This is a genomic window from Aeromonas sp. 603607, assembly GCF_049171595.1.
Taxonomy (GTDB): Bacteria; Pseudomonadota; Gammaproteobacteria; order Enterobacterales; family Aeromonadaceae; genus Aeromonas; species Aeromonas veronii.
The window spans coordinates 370,001-384,493 of the sequence record NZ_JAAKOV010000001.1 but is presented as its reverse complement, the minus strand read 5'-3'; the positions used below and the strand labels follow the sequence as shown (position 1 = coordinate 384,493).

The 14,493-nt window shown below is 58.6% G+C and carries 14 protein-coding genes; 6 read left to right on the top strand and 8 right to left on the bottom strand.

Translation table 11 applies throughout. From position 1 onward, the window contains the following. Positions 1-207 precede the first annotated feature (207 nt). The 3 genes from G5315_RS01675 to G5315_RS01665 are packed head-to-tail and all read right to left on the bottom strand — an operon-like array spanning position 208 to position 3,180. The gene (locus G5315_RS01675) at positions 208-843 is read right to left on the bottom strand and encodes a sugar transferase (protein WP_139459340.1); all 636 of its coding nucleotides are present in this window, start codon (positions 841-843) and stop codon (positions 208-210) included. Continuing rightward, the gene (locus G5315_RS01670) at positions 840-2,033 is read right to left on the bottom strand and encodes a glycosyltransferase family 2 protein (RefSeq protein WP_421332211.1); all 1,194 of its coding nucleotides are present in this window, start codon (positions 2,031-2,033) and stop codon (positions 840-842) included. The genes G5315_RS01675 and G5315_RS01670 overlap by 4 nt, the downstream gene beginning before the upstream one ends. A gap of 31 nt (positions 2,034-2,064) precedes the next feature. Further along, positions 2,065-3,180 (bottom strand): glycosyltransferase, encoded by a 1,116-nt coding sequence (locus G5315_RS01665; protein ID WP_421332210.1) that lies wholly within the window; start codon positions 3,178-3,180, stop codon positions 2,065-2,067. Between the two features lie 157 nt (positions 3,181-3,337). On the opposite strand from G5315_RS01665, the gene G5315_RS01660 reads away from it, so the two are divergent. The 4 genes from G5315_RS01660 to G5315_RS01645 all read left to right on the top strand — a co-directional run bounded on the left by G5315_RS01660 (position 3,338) and on the right by G5315_RS01645 (position 7,097). Then, positions 3,338-4,753, top strand: a complete 1,416-nt coding sequence (locus G5315_RS01660; protein ID WP_421332208.1) for a GumC family protein — start codon at positions 3,338-3,340, stop codon at positions 4,751-4,753. A 367-nt stretch (positions 4,754-5,120) separates the two neighbouring features. After that, on the top strand, positions 5,121-5,762 hold the full coding sequence (locus tag G5315_RS01655; RefSeq protein ID WP_005360136.1) for a hypothetical protein: 642 nt from the start codon (positions 5,121-5,123) through the stop codon (positions 5,760-5,762). Between the two features lie 137 nt (positions 5,763-5,899). Continuing rightward, positions 5,900-6,388, top strand: a complete 489-nt coding sequence (locus tag G5315_RS01650; protein WP_323905593.1) for a hypothetical protein — start codon at positions 5,900-5,902, stop codon at positions 6,386-6,388. A 67-nt stretch (positions 6,389-6,455) separates the two neighbouring features. Further along, positions 6,456-7,097: a hypothetical protein gene (locus G5315_RS01645; protein WP_421332206.1), complete on the top strand. Its 642-nt coding sequence runs from the start codon at positions 6,456-6,458 to the stop codon at positions 7,095-7,097. A gap of 48 nt (positions 7,098-7,145) precedes the next feature. Here G5315_RS01645 and G5315_RS01640 read toward each other — a convergent pair whose 3' ends face one another. After that, positions 7,146-7,991 carry a DUF1194 domain-containing protein gene (locus G5315_RS01640; protein WP_266133945.1) on the bottom strand — a complete coding sequence of 282 codons (846 nt, stop codon included), beginning with the start codon at positions 7,989-7,991 and terminating at the stop codon, positions 7,146-7,148. Positions 7,992-8,148: 157 nt separating this feature from the next. Here G5315_RS01640 and G5315_RS01635 point away from each other — a divergent pair, with 157 nt between their 5' ends. Together G5315_RS01635 and G5315_RS01630 are read left to right on the top strand one after the other, a co-directional pair. After that, positions 8,149-8,916, top strand: a complete 768-nt coding sequence (locus tag G5315_RS01635; protein WP_421332204.1) for a hypothetical protein — start codon at positions 8,149-8,151, stop codon at positions 8,914-8,916. Next, on the top strand, positions 8,903-9,349 hold the full coding sequence (locus G5315_RS01630; protein WP_421332380.1) for a hypothetical protein: 447 nt from the start codon (positions 8,903-8,905) through the stop codon (positions 9,347-9,349). Before G5315_RS01635 ends, G5315_RS01630 begins: the two co-directional genes overlap by 14 nt. On the opposite strand, the gene G5315_RS01625 is transcribed toward G5315_RS01630, so the two are convergent. From G5315_RS01625 to G5315_RS01610, 4 genes are read right to left on the bottom strand one after another with little or no spacing between them, the layout of a single operon-like run. Next, positions 9,327-9,800, bottom strand: a complete 474-nt coding sequence (locus G5315_RS01625) for a hypothetical protein (protein ID WP_421332203.1) — start codon at positions 9,798-9,800, stop codon at positions 9,327-9,329. The genes G5315_RS01630 and G5315_RS01625 overlap by 23 nt on opposite strands. Positions 9,801-9,811: 11 nt before the next feature. Then, positions 9,812-12,346, bottom strand: a complete 2,535-nt coding sequence (locus G5315_RS01620) for a hypothetical protein (protein ID WP_421332202.1) — start codon at positions 12,344-12,346, stop codon at positions 9,812-9,814. Then, positions 12,343-13,542 carry a glycosyltransferase gene (locus G5315_RS01615; protein ID WP_270656950.1) on the bottom strand — a complete coding sequence of 400 codons (1,200 nt, stop codon included), beginning with the start codon at positions 13,540-13,542 and terminating at the stop codon, positions 12,343-12,345. The genes G5315_RS01620 and G5315_RS01615 overlap by 4 nt, the downstream gene beginning before the upstream one ends. After that, positions 13,539-14,294 (bottom strand): acyltransferase, encoded by a 756-nt coding sequence (locus tag G5315_RS01610; protein WP_335817130.1) that lies wholly within the window; start codon positions 14,292-14,294, stop codon positions 13,539-13,541. The genes G5315_RS01615 and G5315_RS01610 overlap by 4 nt, the downstream gene beginning before the upstream one ends. Between the last annotated feature and the right edge of the window lie 199 nt (positions 14,295-14,493).

Genomic DNA, 14,493 nt, shown 5'->3' with positions numbered 1-14,493 from the left:
ATTGCTTCTGTGATCACGCAACGCTCGGGTTTCTGCAGTGGGTCAAGCGGACATCCGGCCTGTGGATGGGGCCAGATGATGGCGATCAGGTCGCTGACTTCTCGGTGATCAACGTTGATTTGCCACAAGGATGCGCCATAAAAAAGGCCATTGCAGTGACAATGGCCTGATGGGCGTTGAGATGTGGTTGAGGTTGGTGCGGCGGGATTAGCGCCCCTTCTTGCCAACCATGATGGCGATCGTCTTGCCAATGATATGTACATCCTGCACCAGCCAGCGCCAGGGGTGGAGCAGGGCGACCGAGTAGGCCAGATCGAACGCCAGCTTGCTGCGCACATCATCCAGCGACTCGTCGTAACCCTGATTGACCTGTGCCAGACCGGTAATGCCGGGGGCCACTTCATAGGTGCGTTCGATAAAGTACGGCACCGCATCTTCCAGCCGGTTGGCGATCCCGGGTCGCTCCGGACGTGGGCCGATCAGCGACATCTCCCCCTTGAGCACATTGATAAACTGCGGCAGCTCATCGAGCCGGGTTTTGCGCAGAAAGTCGCCGCTGCGGGTGATCCGGCTGTCCCCCTTGCCACACCAGACCGGCCCGGTGGCCGCCTCGGCGTCGGCGCGCATGGTGCGAAACTTGATCATGAAAAAGAGCTCGGTATAGGTGGCATGGCTGCGCCCGATCCGCAGCTGACGAAAGAACACCGGACCCGGGCTATCGAGCCGGATGGCCAGCATGATCAGCGGCCACAACGGCAGCGTCAACAGCAGGCCAAGAGTGGCACCGAGCAGATCCATGCTGCGTTTGACCACCAGGGTCAATCTTGGAATGGGGTGTGTCATACGGCTTTCTCCTGTGACATGAAACGTATGGGGGCGCGCAGGCAGTAGCGCAGGGTGCCCATGCCGTTGTACCAGTGTCCGAGTACCAGATAGTGGATCTTGCGAAACAGATTGGGCCAGGGGTGGACAGGGGTCAGCTGGATCAGGATGACCAGCAGATACCCCAGCAGTTGCAGCCCCAGCAGCAGCTGAAACAGCAGGGATTGGGTGGCCAGCGGGATGGCGCAGAGCCACAGCAGGGTCAGGCAGAGCGGCATCAACACCCGCAGCCCCTTGCCACTGGCAAAGTTGAAGGCAACCCAGCCGAACTTGGGGTGTAGCAGGGGCAGCAACCGCAACAGCTGCTGGGTGTTGCCAGCCCCGATCCGCTTGCGCCGTGTCGCCTCCAGCGCGGCATCGGAAACTTCCAGCTCCAGTGCGGCGCAGCGATTGTCATAGACAGCGCGATACCCCTTGGCGATGGCCTGCATCGGCAGGATGAAATCGTCGTTGATGGTATCGGCGGCCAGCGGGGTGAGGCACTCCCGGCGCATCATGTAAAAGGCCCCGTGGGCCCCCAGCATGCCGCCAAGGGCCGACTCGCAGAGCTTGATCTGGCTTTGATAGTGCCAGTAACTCTCCTCGCCCTGTGAGCCCGGTTGCCAGATGCGGTATGCCTCCCCGACCACCCCTACCTTGGGATCGGCAAAATGGGCGACCGCCAGCAGCAGGCTGTCGATGGGCAGCAGGGCCGAGACATCGGTGAGGGCCACCAGATCGCTGTGCACCCGGGTCATGGCCTCGTTGAGCACGGCGACCTTGCCGCGATTGCGGGGGTGATCAAACAGCCTGATCTGCAACTGCTGCAGGGCGGGATCTCCGAGCTGGCTCAGCGCAATGGGGTAACTGTTGTCGCTGCAGCCGTCGAAATGCACATGCACCCACAGCTTGTCGGCGGGGTAATCGAGGCTGGCGAGGTTTTGCAGCTTGGCCGCGATGGTCGCCGCCTCGTTATAGACCGGCATCAACAAAGTGATGGTCGGCAGCGCCTCATCGGCGGCCTCTACTTTGAATCCCCGATCCAGTGGGCGGGGCGGATTGGCTACCTTGCGCGCCTGCCGACCACCGAATTTGAGCAGCAGGGGATAGCCGACATGGTGGTAGACCACCAGTACAGCGCACAGCCAGAACACGATCATGATCCATTCCATGGGATGCTCCTCTGGTCATCGGGTCGCTTGATCAGCGGCTGTAAAGCTGCTGATAGGCCTGAGCCATCCGGCTCAAGCTGCTTTGCTGGCACACAAACTCACGGGTGACGGCACGCAGGCTATGGCACTGCAGCAACCCTTGTGCCAGAAGCTGGGCAAGGCGGCCGGGATCCCGCTCAGACAGGATATGGCCGCTGGCCTGGCAGACGATCTCTCTGGCCGCACCCACGTCGCTCATCACCACCGGCACCCCGCACGCCTGTGCTTCCAGCACGCAGAGCGGCATCCCCTCCGCCAGTGAGGGGAGGCAGAAGAGATCCAGCCCCTGATAGAAGCGCGGCATGTTTTCGACCAGCCCGAGAAAATGGACCCGATGGGCGATCCCCAGTTGCTGACACTGTTGTTGCAACGCATTTTGCAAACTGCCGACCCCTGCCAACGCAAGATGCACCTCCTCCGGCAGGGTGCGGATCGCCTCCAGCAGCAAGGTGTGACCCTTGACCGACTCAAGGCGGGCGGCGCAGCCAATCAACTTGACCCCTTGCGGCAGCCCCATCTCCTGACGGGCGAGGGCGGCGGCGCCCGGGGCAAAACGCTGCTCATCGATGCCGTTGGGGATCACGGTTGGCGACAGCTGGCCCAGCTTGGCCAGCAGTTGGTTGGCCACCGGCGTGGCATCGGCCACCAGAATGGGTTTGAAGGCGCGCAGCCCCCACAGGGCCAGCGTGCGCTGATGGGGATCATCGAGATACCAGGCATCGTGCTCTGTGTGGATCAGGGTGGGCACTCGGGCCAGCCGACTGGCCAGCCCGCCATAGAGCATGGGCCCCAGATGGTGGGTATGTACTGCGGCTGGCTTGAGTTGGCGCAGCAATCGGGTGAGCCGCCAGAGGGTCGCCAGCGACCAGCCCGCGGGCTTTTCCAGACAGTGAATATTGCCTGCGAAGGGATGCAGAGCGGGCCATGCCCTTAGCACATCCCCTTTGCGCCCTTCGAGGGAGATGATATGCACCGGTTGCTCGGCAGGGCTCGCCTGCGTGAGGTTGAGCACCATGGTCTCCAGCCCGCCGGGCTGCAGGTGCTGCACTATTTGAACGATGGCGCTCCCGCGGGGATGGGGTTTGTGCGACGGGGTTGATGACAACATGGTTCGCGCTCCGGCAAGGGAAGGGGTGGCACCCCGGATAGCGGGAGAATGCGAATCTTGTACCACTCTTGCGATCTGCTCACAGAGGCGATCAGCTCCTCTGGTGGCACTGCCTTTGCATCGTGCGGGGGGAGGGCCTTTCTCAGGGAGTGATGCCATGCCTGTCCAGTTCTATTACAACCTCTACATCATTCTCTCTGCCGCCTGGCGCCGTCGCTATCTGCTGGTGATCCCGGTACTGGTGATGCCGCTGGTGGGCGTCACGGTTGGCCTGCTCACCCCCAAGGAGTATGAGAGCCGCACCACCTTTATGGTGCCGCAAGATGCCAACCAGACCCCGACCCTCAAGGATCTGATCACTCAGGAGAGTCTCAAGGATCGCTTTGCGGTGCTCGAAGCCCTGCTGCGCAGCCGTTATGTACTGGACGGGGTGGCGCGGGATCGCGGTCTGGTCAATGACGAGACCCCCCCAGCTCAGCGCGATGCCATCATGGACTGGCTCTCGAGTGCCGTCTCGCTGCGGCTGATCGGCGATGAGGTGATAGAGATAAAGGTAAAAGCGGATTCGGCGGCCAACAGCGCCGGTTTGCTCGAAGCCATTTCGCGGCGCTTTTTCTTCAACCTGCTTAGCAAGGGGCGCCAGTCGGCGGAATCGTCCGAACGTTTCCTGCAAAGCCAGCTCGACAGCCGCCGCAGCGAACTGCAAGCGGCCGAGCAGCTGCTCGCCGATTTTAAACGGGAGCATGCCAGCGCCTTGCCCCAGCAGCAGAGTACCAACGTCGCCCGTCTCTATGGTTTGCAGGAGCGTTATGCCGAGAGCCTGATCACCTTGCAGCAGGCCAGGGCCCGGGTCGATCAGCTATCGCTGGGGCAAGAGAGTCAGCTGGCACGCCAGCTGGATGAGAAGCTGCAGCTGATGCGCACCGAGCTGGTGTTGCTGCGGGCCCGCTACAGCGACGAACACAGCAAGGTGCAGAGTCTGCGCTATCAGATTGACCAGTTGCAGCAGGAGTTCGAGCAGCTCAAATCCCAGCCGGATATGGCCCGTGGGCCCGAGTGGCAGCTGGCCCAGACGCAGTTGACGGAGGCGGAGCAAAACGCCGCCGGCCTGAAGAACCAGCTGGATGGGCTGGACAAGGTGGTCGACTCCCAGGGCGATACCGAACGCCAACTCGCCGAGCTGGAGCGGGATCTGGCGGTCAAACGCACCCTCTATCAGGATTTGCTGCTGCGCTATGAGAAGGCCAAGGTGACTGGCGATCTGGGCAACTTCGAGCAGGGGGAGCGGATCAAGGTGATCGACAAACCCTTTGCCCCCAGCAAGCCGAGCAACTACCCGCTCTGGCTGTTTTTGCTGGCGGGCATTGTTGGCGGGTTGGGGCTGGGCTGCGGTCTGGCGCTGGTGGCCGAACTGGCGGATGCCAGCCTGCGCCGCTCCGATCAGCTGGCCGCCCTGGTCAAGGCGCCGGTGCTCAGCCGCATTCCCTACTGCGAGCCGGTGCCGGACTATCCATCCAATAGTGATCATGCGCTGGATGGGCAGGTGTTGCCCTTGTCACCAGAACCGGGTTGATTGCCACAAAAGCTGGCTATCAGCCGGAATCTGAATATATCTGAAAAGGCCTTGTGATAAGGCCTTTTTTATATTGTACGGATGGCGGAGTAAACATCGCGGCAAGCCAATAAAAGAGGAGATAGGCTTCATTTTCTGCTTACGTTTCTTGACGGTAGTTTTACCCAGTGGTACAAGTGGAGCCGGCGCAAGGCTATTGATAATAGACTTATAAGTAAGATGCTGGTTGGTAACACAGTGATTTTAAAATGATTTATTAGTTGTAATGACGAGTGGCGGGGCTGAGTGAGATGAAAGGCGTTATTAACACATTAATAGTTCCTTCAATCTAATTACATTTATAACTAAACATAAACATGGATAACAGGTGAATATTTCAAAGCATTTAAATAAAGTTAATATTATGTGGTGTTGCTTATTGATTTTAACTTACTTAGTGACTCATGGTTTTTCAAAATATGGTGTATCTCATTACGCAGATAACCTTTTGCCTGAATTTACTGGTGTGTTTTTTGAACTGTTTGTTGTATTGCTAGTTTTTAATAAGTGGCAAGAGCGAGAGGACTCGAAGCGAAAAATTGCCAAAGAAAAACGCTTGCGAGAATTTCTAATATTCATCATTAATGAGTTTTCTGGCTTCAAGTCAATGCCGAAAGAATTTACGTTTTATGGTTTATCTCATACGGAGAATCAAACTGTATTGAATCGACTCAAGACAGAGTTAGTTAATCGCGAAGTCACACCTTTTTTTAGAAAGAGTTTTATTGAACACTGCCAAATTGATATCGATGCATTGACCGCGTTACTCCCTGTTGCCGCAGATTTGTCAGAAGAACACTTTAAGTCATGGTCTCGGATTGTTTTTTATATTAAAAAGTCATCTCAACTAGAGTTAAGTGATCCTCAAGATTTTGAAAAGTTTAATGAGTATATCGTTAAATTGTTGGATTACATCAGACGCTTTGATAAAGCTTCGTTTGATAACAACATTTACCACGGTGCAATGTAGCTATAACAAATGCTTCAAGAGGGAAATCCAACGCGCGGCATTTTTAATATGCGTTGATTTTAATTGATCACGGTGTTTGCGGAAATTTTATGGTGGCATTGGCAGCCCCTTAGGTGGGCATTATATGTAAGAGAGCTATGGAAAAATTATCTAAAAAATTAAGCAAGATAGATCAACTAGAAACATGGAAGGATCATATCCAAGGATTCACTAGATCTGAAGTGGCTCATGCTTATGAAGAAGCTAAGCCATTATGGGTTAATAGGATGCTCTGTGAGCACAAGCTCTATCTACACCCTGACGTTATCAAGCAGCTTGAAAAGCAATGCTGGATTCCTAATGATTTACAGAAAAGAATGATATGGGCCAGTCTTATAGGTTCTGATGAAAGTTCCAATAGTAAGAAAAGAATGTACAAGATAAAAGATAGCCTGATCAAAAAATATGGTCGTGAATGGTGGGAAGATGTTTTTTCTCGGCTAAAACATGTTTATGCAGCTAAAGAAAGAATAAATAAAATTCACTCTGGCCCGGCGGTGTCAACCTTCATTAGCCAAACATTTCTTGGTGCAGAAATCGCAAATGATGAGCGGCTAAGAGCCCTGAAAATTATTCCAAAAATATAAAGTTTATAACGAATGATAGTTGCATCATATTTCAGTTTTGACATGCTATTTATGTATAGGAGAAAATATGCAGAAGCCTCATGTGGGAATAGTGTATCTTGATAGAATAGAACGCTCATTTTTCAGTGACTTTGAAGCAGAAGTTGAGCACGATGAATTGGAACTAGAAATAAATGGGAGGCCTGAGCCTGGTCCTTATGCTGCAGTCGAGTGGTTTCTCCCCACCGCAGTTATTGCATTTGTTGCAAAATCCTATTTCCAAGAATTTCTCAAGGAAATGGGTAGTGATCATTATAAAGCACTCAAGTTGTCCCTGACAAAGTTAACTAAAAAAACAATCAGCCAACCTCGCTTTGAACCCGTGATAATGGGATCTAAAGGAAAAATCCGCCAAAATAACCCATATTCCATGGCGTACTCCATTACGGCAGAAGGAAAAGATGGCTATAACTTCAAGTTGTTGATCCCAAAGTTTTCACCAGACGTCGATTATGAAAATATAGTTGTCAAATTTATGGAGTTTATTTCTGATTATCATCATATTGATGGCAATTCGGCTGCCTCTCTCGAAATTGAAAAAAGTGGCTCACCCGGAGGAATCATATTGGTTCATCTAAATCCAGAAACTGGAGTTATTGAGTGGCTAGATCACGTGCCGCCAGAGGTTAGGGAACGTATGGCCGCACAAAAAAAACTTCAAGTTCGTTAACAAATCAGGGAGCCATAGCTCCCTAATCGCAACACACGGGGTGATTAACTAGCCGATGGCGGGGGTCTGTTGCCAGTTGGCTTGCTGCGGACGGCCTTGAGATCGGCGTTGATAGCGCCAGGCCAGCAGTAGCGGCATACCGAGCAGCAGCTGGGCGGCCAGCGGGATCTCCTCGATGGGGGCGGCCAGAGCCCCTTCCGGAATAATGCCTCCCTCAATTTCGGCCGCCAGTTTGAGCTCCAGCGCATTGCCAAAGTCGGCGAAGGTGGTGGCATTGATAACAAACGCATCCTGACCGCCCGCCACGTTCTCCACATACCACTCTTGCAACACCCCATCGGCATAGTCCTGACCTATGGTGATGCCGTTGATGGTATCGATGCCTGAGGCGAGCAGTTGATCCCGCACGGTAGAGGTATCCAGCCCGTTGTTCTGGATACCGTCACCTGACACATCCATCACCTGGCGGGCGGCGGTGTAGTTGTTGGTATCAAACTGCTGGGCACCAAAGGCCATGGCCGAACCGGGGGCCGTCATCCCCGCATAGGGGCGGACCAGGGCATCCAGGGTGGCGGCGAAGTTGTTGATGGAGGTCATGTCGTAGAGGTGGAACCAGTCGGTCATCAGACTTTGCTGGTTGCTGCTGCTCCACATGATCATCTGTACGGCGATGGAGCCGAGTTTGCCGCCACTGGTGTCGAGGATGGCGCTCTGTACATCCTGACTGTAAAAGGCGTCTACATACCCCTGTAACTGCAAATTGAATTCCGATGAACTGACGCTGCCCGACACATCCATCAGCAGTTGCAGTTCGGTATCGACTTCGGTCAAGGCGTATGCGGGGGAGGTTACCAATAACATCCCCAGCAGCCCTGCCAACGGTTTGAGTTTCATTGCTCACTCCTTCTCCCTGGCGCTAGTGCCAGCAGGGGGAATGAATAAAGCGTGCCAGCTTTGTTGCATCCTCTGACTTGGCTTGGTCCGGGTGAGGCTGGGCAGGCATGGAACTTGCGACAGCACTCAAAAGCACTGATATCCGGCAGGAGTTGCGATGGAGATCCGTCCCTGGCAGTGGGCACCCAACTGGCTGCTACTTGGTTTGGCCAATCAGTGGGGCATGGTGTGGCTCAATATGGGCCACTTCAACTTGCTGGTGGTGTTGCTGATTGCTATCTGGTGGCAAATTGCATCGCGGGTTGCACCGAACTGGCGTCCGCATCCACTGGTGCTCGCCCTCTTTATCCTGCTGATCCTGATCCCCAGTGCCAGTTGCAAGGCGCTGGCCTGTCTGCTGCTGGTGGCCTCGCTGTGGCGCCGATGCCAGAGTGGCGATGAGCGGGCGGTGTTGCAGATTGTGCTCGCCTTTACCGTGGCGGTGTTGTGGGGGCAGCAGGTGTTTGCCCTGCTCTCCGGCCCCGTGCTGGCGCTCGATGCCTGGGGGGTAGGCCAGTGGTTGCAACTGCTTGGCTGGGAGACTCGCCTTGATGGCAATCGCATCGAGCGGTTGGGGGGCCACGCTCTGATCGTACTCAAGGGGTGCTCCTCGTTTTCTCAACTCTATCTGGTGGTGCTCTCCTGGCTGGTCTCCTGCTGCTGGCTGGCGCCGGATCGGCCCCTCTACCGGCAGTGGCCCATGTTGCTGCTGGTTTGCCTGCTCTATATCGGGGCCAATCAGCTGCGGCTGGTGCTGATGAGCCTGGATCTGCGCTGGTACGGCTGGCTGCATACCGGCTCGCTGGCCCAGCTCTACCAGTGGGCCATTATGTTGCTGGTGATGAGCATTCTCTTTATCCGGGGGCGCCATGATGCATCTATCTAGGGGATATCTGCTGCTGTTGCTGGTGGCGCTTCTCAGTGCTGCCGCCATGGGCTGGCGTTATCAGAACCGAGCGATCAATGAGGGGGCCAAGCCAATGCTGATGGAGCTGGTCCAGTTGGGCTGGCGCTTGCGGGTGGCTACGCCAGTATTGGGCGGCACCTATGTCAGCTATCAGCTGGCCCATCCTCGTTGTGATGGCCTGCTGCAGGCCATGCTGGTGGCGCCTGATAGCGAGGCGATGTCAGTGACGCTGGCGGGTGAAGGGATGAGTCAGGGAGTGATGTTTTTAGGTGAGCTGCACCAGAGCCCGCCGTTGCTCTCTTATCGGCTCAGCCAGGGTTGGCGTAAATTGTGGGGGCTGTCCCCATATCCCCTCTATCGGGTGGCATTGCCGACTTCTTGCATTGACCTTATTGCGCCGCCGCTGGGGTGACAGCCCCCGGTTCACCGTTTGGCAGAATGCGGATCAGCAAGGTATTGGGGGCCAGCATGGGGTCATAGCGGGGCTCCAGCTCAATGGCGCGAGCTCCCAGCAAGCGGGTGAGTGCGGTCAGCCGCACGCTCGCCATCCGCGCACTCTCCAGCATGTCGGTTTGCAGCCCAGGGCCGCTTACCAGCGCAATCCGGGCCGGATCCTTGCGTCCCAAAAACTGATGCAACTGCTGCTCCTGATCCGCTGGCAGTTGTGTCTCCGCTTGCTGGTACTGCAGTTGCAGCTGGGGCTGTTCGGCCATTTGCTGTTCCCGCAACTGGTTGAGGATCGGCAGGGTCTCATTGACCGGCTCCTGACGGGCGCAACCGGTGAGCAGCAGCGGCAGCATCAGGGGCAACAGGCGGCGCAGGGCGCTGTCTTTGGCTGTGGAGCGGGTAGTCTGGTTGGCCATACGCAGTCACTTCAGGAGGATGAGTTGGCACCAGTTTGCAATGTTTTCAATCCCTTGGCCAGTTGTTCAATCTCGCGGCGCCACTGGATCCAGGCGGCAGAGGGCAGTTGCTCTGCCACCTGCCAGCGGGTCGGCAGCTGATCGCGCAGGCGCTCCAGCAGCAGGGCGGCCTCCACCTGATAGCGGGCCTCCTGCTCCAGCCAGGCGAGCCAGCGCAGATCCTCGATGGCTTGCTGCAACAGCAACAGATTGTGGGAGAGGCGGTGCGCCTCGCAGGCTTGCGGGCCGAGCAGCATAAAGTCGCTCTCCCGCCCGTCGGTGGGGTCGTAGGGCAGGGCGGTGGGCATGCGGCCATGCCACTGCAAATAGCCCTCGGCGCCGCTCTGCCACAGATAAAAACCGGCGGCTCTCGGAGTACCCAGATTGTAAAACCAGGGGGTGACCTTGTTCTGGCGCACCCGCGCCACATCGGCCTTGTCGGCGCCAAAACCTGCGTTGATCAGGGCAATCTCCACCTCTGCCAGCAGACCAACCTGACCCGGGTGGTTGAAGTGGCCTGCGCGGATCACCGCCGGATCCCGCCGTTTCATCTCCCGCGCCAAGGTGGTGATGGCGGGCAAGGTGGCAAGATCCGGCTCATCAAACAGGCTCCATGCCAGCGGGGGCAAGCCGCTGGCGGTCAGCCCCTGTTGCCGCGCCTGCCACTGTTCAAGCTGGCTGGCAGGGTCGCCCCCCCAGCGTTTGAGCGGGGTATAGGCCAGCAGGGGCGGCACAAAGCCGAGCCCCACCGCCTCTCCCATGATCTCCCGCATCCCCGCCTCATCTTGTGGCAGGGCAGGCGAGAGGCCGCTGATCCCGAGTTTGGCGAGCCGCGCCAGATCGCAGCGACTGGCCGCGGCAATCTGCTCTTTTAACGCCTCGGGGTCGGGGCTCAGCCAGTTGAGATAAGGGGGCGCTTCGACATAGATGCCGACCGGCTTGCTGGCCGCGGGCAGAGTCAGCGGCAGCACCTCGATAGTCAGTGGCAACTGCACCAGTTGCTGTTGGCTCATCAGCTGAATATTGCCCAGAAAGCGCCCCGCCGGGGCATCGCGGGGGACTGTGATCTGCAGCACCAGACGCCGAGGTACGCCTGCCAGCAGGGTGAGTCCGGCGATCCCCTCGACCAGCTCCTGATCCGAGGGGGCTAGCAGGGTGCCGCTCGCCTGCGGGCGAACCAGATGCCACTTGCCGTAATAGGGGGTCAGCGCCAGCGGCGATCCTGCCTGTTCGGGGGGCTGGATCACCAGCAAGGGGGCCGGATCGTCGGTGGCAGCGTGGATGGCAAACTCCAGCAACAGCTGGCTGCCACGGGCGGCCAGCACCGGTTGCGCAGCCTGCTGCAACGCATCTGCCGCAGATAGTGGGGCGATCTGCAGGGTTGGGGCGGCATCTGTAATCGGCGTGAGGCTGAGCTGCTGCGAAGCTGGGGCTGGGGAATAGGGGGCCAGAGTCCACTTTTCCAAAAACAGCTGGCGCTGCTTGGTCAGCACGCTTGCGGTAGCGTCGGCCAATACGGCGCGATCTTTTCCACTATTCGGGAGAGCCTCTTTGCTGGTGCTGGCCGGATAGGGGGCAAGCAGCAGCCCCGCCAGGTATTTGGCATCCGGTGAGTGACCTACCAATGTGATAGTGATCGGGCCGCCGGGGTGGTTCAGGGTGACATGGACCGGGCCGCCCTGTCGTGCCCCGAACAGCTGCCAGGGATCCGGATTTGGCAGTGCCTCGCGAGATTGCCCCGCCAGATAGCGCTGCGTTAGCCACTCCTGCGGTTGCCACTGCTCGGCCCAGATGGGCTCGCCATTGACCAGCACGCTGCGCTCGAAGGGGTGGGGCAGGTACTCCCACTCGCCGGGGTCATCGAGCCAGAGGGTGAGCTGGTAGCGTCCTTTGGCCAGATCCAGTCGCACTCCGTCGAGATTGCGCAACCCATCGCGCACCAGAGCATCGCCGGAGGGGCGCAAGATGGGGGTGGGATGGCCAATCAGTCGGGGATCCCCCGGACTCAGGGGCTCAAAGCCGGTAAAGCGGGGGGCTGTGGAGGCCCCCAGATCCAGCGCAATGGTGCCCTCAGGCAGGGTCAAACCGGGCACCCAGTACCAGCGGTGAATGGTCATTGAGGGTGCGTTATCGGCCATAAAGAGATAGAGCTTGGTGAGTTTGTCCAGCGCCAACGCTCTGGGTTGGCTGGTGCGCCACTCGCTCAAGGCAAAGCGCTGGGTGAAGGGGCCGGGGGCGACAATCCGCTCCAGATTGACCCGACTGCGGTAGTTGACCGAGGCCTCATCGTCGATACGCAGGATCAGGGTTTGCGGGCGGGCGCTGGGGTTATGGCCCTCGATCACCAGTTCATCATCGCTGCCCACCGGCCAGCTGTGGGGGCTCAGATCGAGCCGCTGGGGTGTCTGGTTACCCGTCAGGGGCAGCGGGGTCAGCCCCTCCAGCCGGGTAGCGGCTATTGCTGCATGGCAGCAGAGCAGGATAACCAGCCAGAGCCCTCTGCTCATCCGGCCAGCCCCTTCAACCAGTTGTTCAGCTCGGCAGCCTTGTGATCCCAGCTTTGCTGGGCCACCTGCTGTTGGCGAGTGTGGCGCCCTTCGCTGCGGGTGAGCCCCTCCCAGCCACTCTCCTGAAACCAGCCAGGATTGGATTGATCAAAGGCGGCCCGATTGATGGCCTGGGCCAGGCTCTCCCCATCGTGGGGGAGCTGGATCTGATCCCGATAGCCATCGAGAGCCGGAAAATCGGTGCTGACGATAGGGCGCCCTGCGGCCAGATACTCGCGCAATTTCAATGGATTGCAGGCACGGATCTGGGCGTTGTCGACAAAGGGCAGCAGACTCACCTGCCAGTGCTGGGCATAGGCCGCCAGCGTGTGGTGGGGACGGGGCCCCAGCAGATGGATATTGGGGAGCCCCTTGAGGGGGGAGATATCGGTCTGGACCGGGCCAATCAGCACCAGATCCCAGTGGGGCAGGGCGGCGGCCGTCTCTGCCAGCAGGGGGATATCAATCCAGTCGCTCAGGCTGCCGTAAAATCCGGCAATGGGACGGCCGGAGGGGAGATCTGCCGGGCGTTCTCTGGGGGGCATAAACAGCTCGAGATCCACGCCGTGGCTGAGAAGCCGGGTTTTATGGGGGGGAAAGCGGCTGGCCAGCGCGGGGCTGGCGGCCAGAATGAGATCCGCTTTTTCCACCAGTCGGGCCTCGCAGTGGGCGATGGCCTGATGATCCACCCCCGCCAGCGCTGAGAAGTCATCGCCGCAGTAGTAGATCACCGCCCGCTCTTCGAGCTTGCCAATCAGATCGACGGCGCTGGGCAGGGAGATCCAGAGCAAGGGGCGATCCAGCTCGGGCAACTGGCGCCGGATCTGCGCCGCCAGCCAGTGGCCATTGATTTTGCCCGCCAGCCGACTGCCCGGTAGTGGCAAGGCGAGCGGCGGCAGAACCCGGGGGCTGCTGACCTCTGATGGCGCAACCGACTGGCCGCCAGCATGGCGCGCGCCGCGCAGCACGGCCCCCAGTTTGCGGACGATGCGGGTGAGATCATGAAGGGTAAAGCGGGGACAGCGCATGCCGATGGAGTTGACCCAGAGCACTTGATAATCGGGCAACAGACGCTTGATCAGGTGCTGGGTGCTGGAGGGGTGCTGGCCCCAATCCTCGCCCAGCACCACCAGTTGCGGCAGTGAGTGTGGTTTCATGCAAAGGTCTCCGAAGCGTGTGCGGGGTCGCTGTGATCCTGTGGTTGCAAGGGGCGCAGTACGGTGGCCGGTACACCCGCTGCCAGCACACCTGCGGGCAGATCCCGGGTGACGACGCTGCCAGCGGCGACAATGGTGCCAGCGCCTATGGTGACGCCGGCCATCACCATCACCCCGGTGCCAAGCCAGACATCCTGCTCCAGCACAATGGCCCCCACCTGTTCATCGCGATCCGGCAGGCCCCGGGCGCGATCGCGGGCGTTGATGGGATGCCCCGGGTAGCCCGCCAGAAAGGCACGCCCTGCAATCCGGACGTTATCCCCCAGCACTATCTTGCTGCCCACCGCCAGGGTGGTCTGCCAGCCAATCCCGACATTGCGGCCAATCACCAGCTTTGGCGTCTGGCTCGATGCCCGGCCGCTGATGGTCATGGCGGCGCTGAGGCGGCAGTCGGCACCAATTTCGATGGTGACCGGACCGCTGATATAGGGGATGCCGCCATAGAGATAGAGGCGCGGGGCGGGGGCTGTGAGGCGAGATTGAAACAAGGGAGTCCACCAAAGGGTGCGGGTCAGGGTCGCCAGCGCGTTGCTGCCCAACAGATAGAGCCGATAAAGCAGCCGATGCAGGGGAGGGATCACGGGGCATGACCAGTGGCGGGCACTTTTGGCCAGTCGCCATACCCGGCGAGCCAGTGGCGTCTCCCCCTGTTTGGCCCAGCTTTTCATCCGGTGCAGGTTGATGGTGTTCATGGCGACCTCTCCCTCTGGTGCAGTCCGTTGCTCGCTAAGCAGAAAGCAGGGATCGGGCCAACAGGATGGCCCCAGCGGGATCAGGCCTAGTGGGGCTAAGAGAGGGGCCAAATTGAGCCGGTCGGTGCAATTTGCAGCCAGCGTTGTGCAAAACGCAAATGCCAGTCTCATTCTGGGCCTGTTCAGGCCTGTTCAGGCC

Excerpts from the sequence above, each read along its gene's own strand:
- G5315_RS01615 (WP_270656950.1), bottom strand. The coding sequence starts at position 13,542 with ATGAAACCACACTCACTGCCGCAACTGGTGGTGCTGGGCGAGGATTGG.
- G5315_RS01610 (WP_335817130.1), bottom strand. The coding sequence starts at position 14,294 with ATGAACACCATCAACCTGCACCGGATGAAAAGCTGGGCCAAACAGGGG.
- G5315_RS01660 (WP_421332208.1), top strand. The coding sequence starts at position 3,338 with ATGCCTGTCCAGTTCTATTACAACCTCTACATCATTCTCTCTGCCGCC.
- G5315_RS01675 (WP_139459340.1), bottom strand. The coding sequence starts at position 843 with ATGACACACCCCATTCCAAGATTGACCCTGGTGGTCAAACGCAGCATG.
- G5315_RS01670 (WP_421332211.1), bottom strand. The coding sequence starts at position 2,033 with ATGGAATGGATCATGATCGTGTTCTGGCTGTGCGCTGTACTGGTGGTC.
- G5315_RS01630 (WP_421332380.1), top strand. The coding sequence starts at position 8,903 with ATGCATCTATCTAGGGGATATCTGCTGCTGTTGCTGGTGGCGCTTCTC.
- G5315_RS01625 (WP_421332203.1), bottom strand. The coding sequence starts at position 9,800 with ATGGCCAACCAGACTACCCGCTCCACAGCCAAAGACAGCGCCCTGCGC.
- G5315_RS01665 (WP_421332210.1), bottom strand. The coding sequence starts at position 3,180 with ATGTTGTCATCAACCCCGTCGCACAAACCCCATCCCCGCGGGAGCGCC.
- G5315_RS01645 (WP_421332206.1), top strand. The coding sequence starts at position 6,456 with ATGCAGAAGCCTCATGTGGGAATAGTGTATCTTGATAGAATAGAACGC.
- G5315_RS01620 (WP_421332202.1), bottom strand. The coding sequence starts at position 12,346 with ATGAGCAGAGGGCTCTGGCTGGTTATCCTGCTCTGCTGCCATGCAGCA.
- G5315_RS01635 (WP_421332204.1), top strand. The coding sequence starts at position 8,149 with ATGGAGATCCGTCCCTGGCAGTGGGCACCCAACTGGCTGCTACTTGGT.
- G5315_RS01640 (WP_266133945.1), bottom strand. The coding sequence starts at position 7,991 with ATGAAACTCAAACCGTTGGCAGGGCTGCTGGGGATGTTATTGGTAACC.
- G5315_RS01650 (WP_323905593.1), top strand. The coding sequence starts at position 5,900 with ATGGAAAAATTATCTAAAAAATTAAGCAAGATAGATCAACTAGAAACA.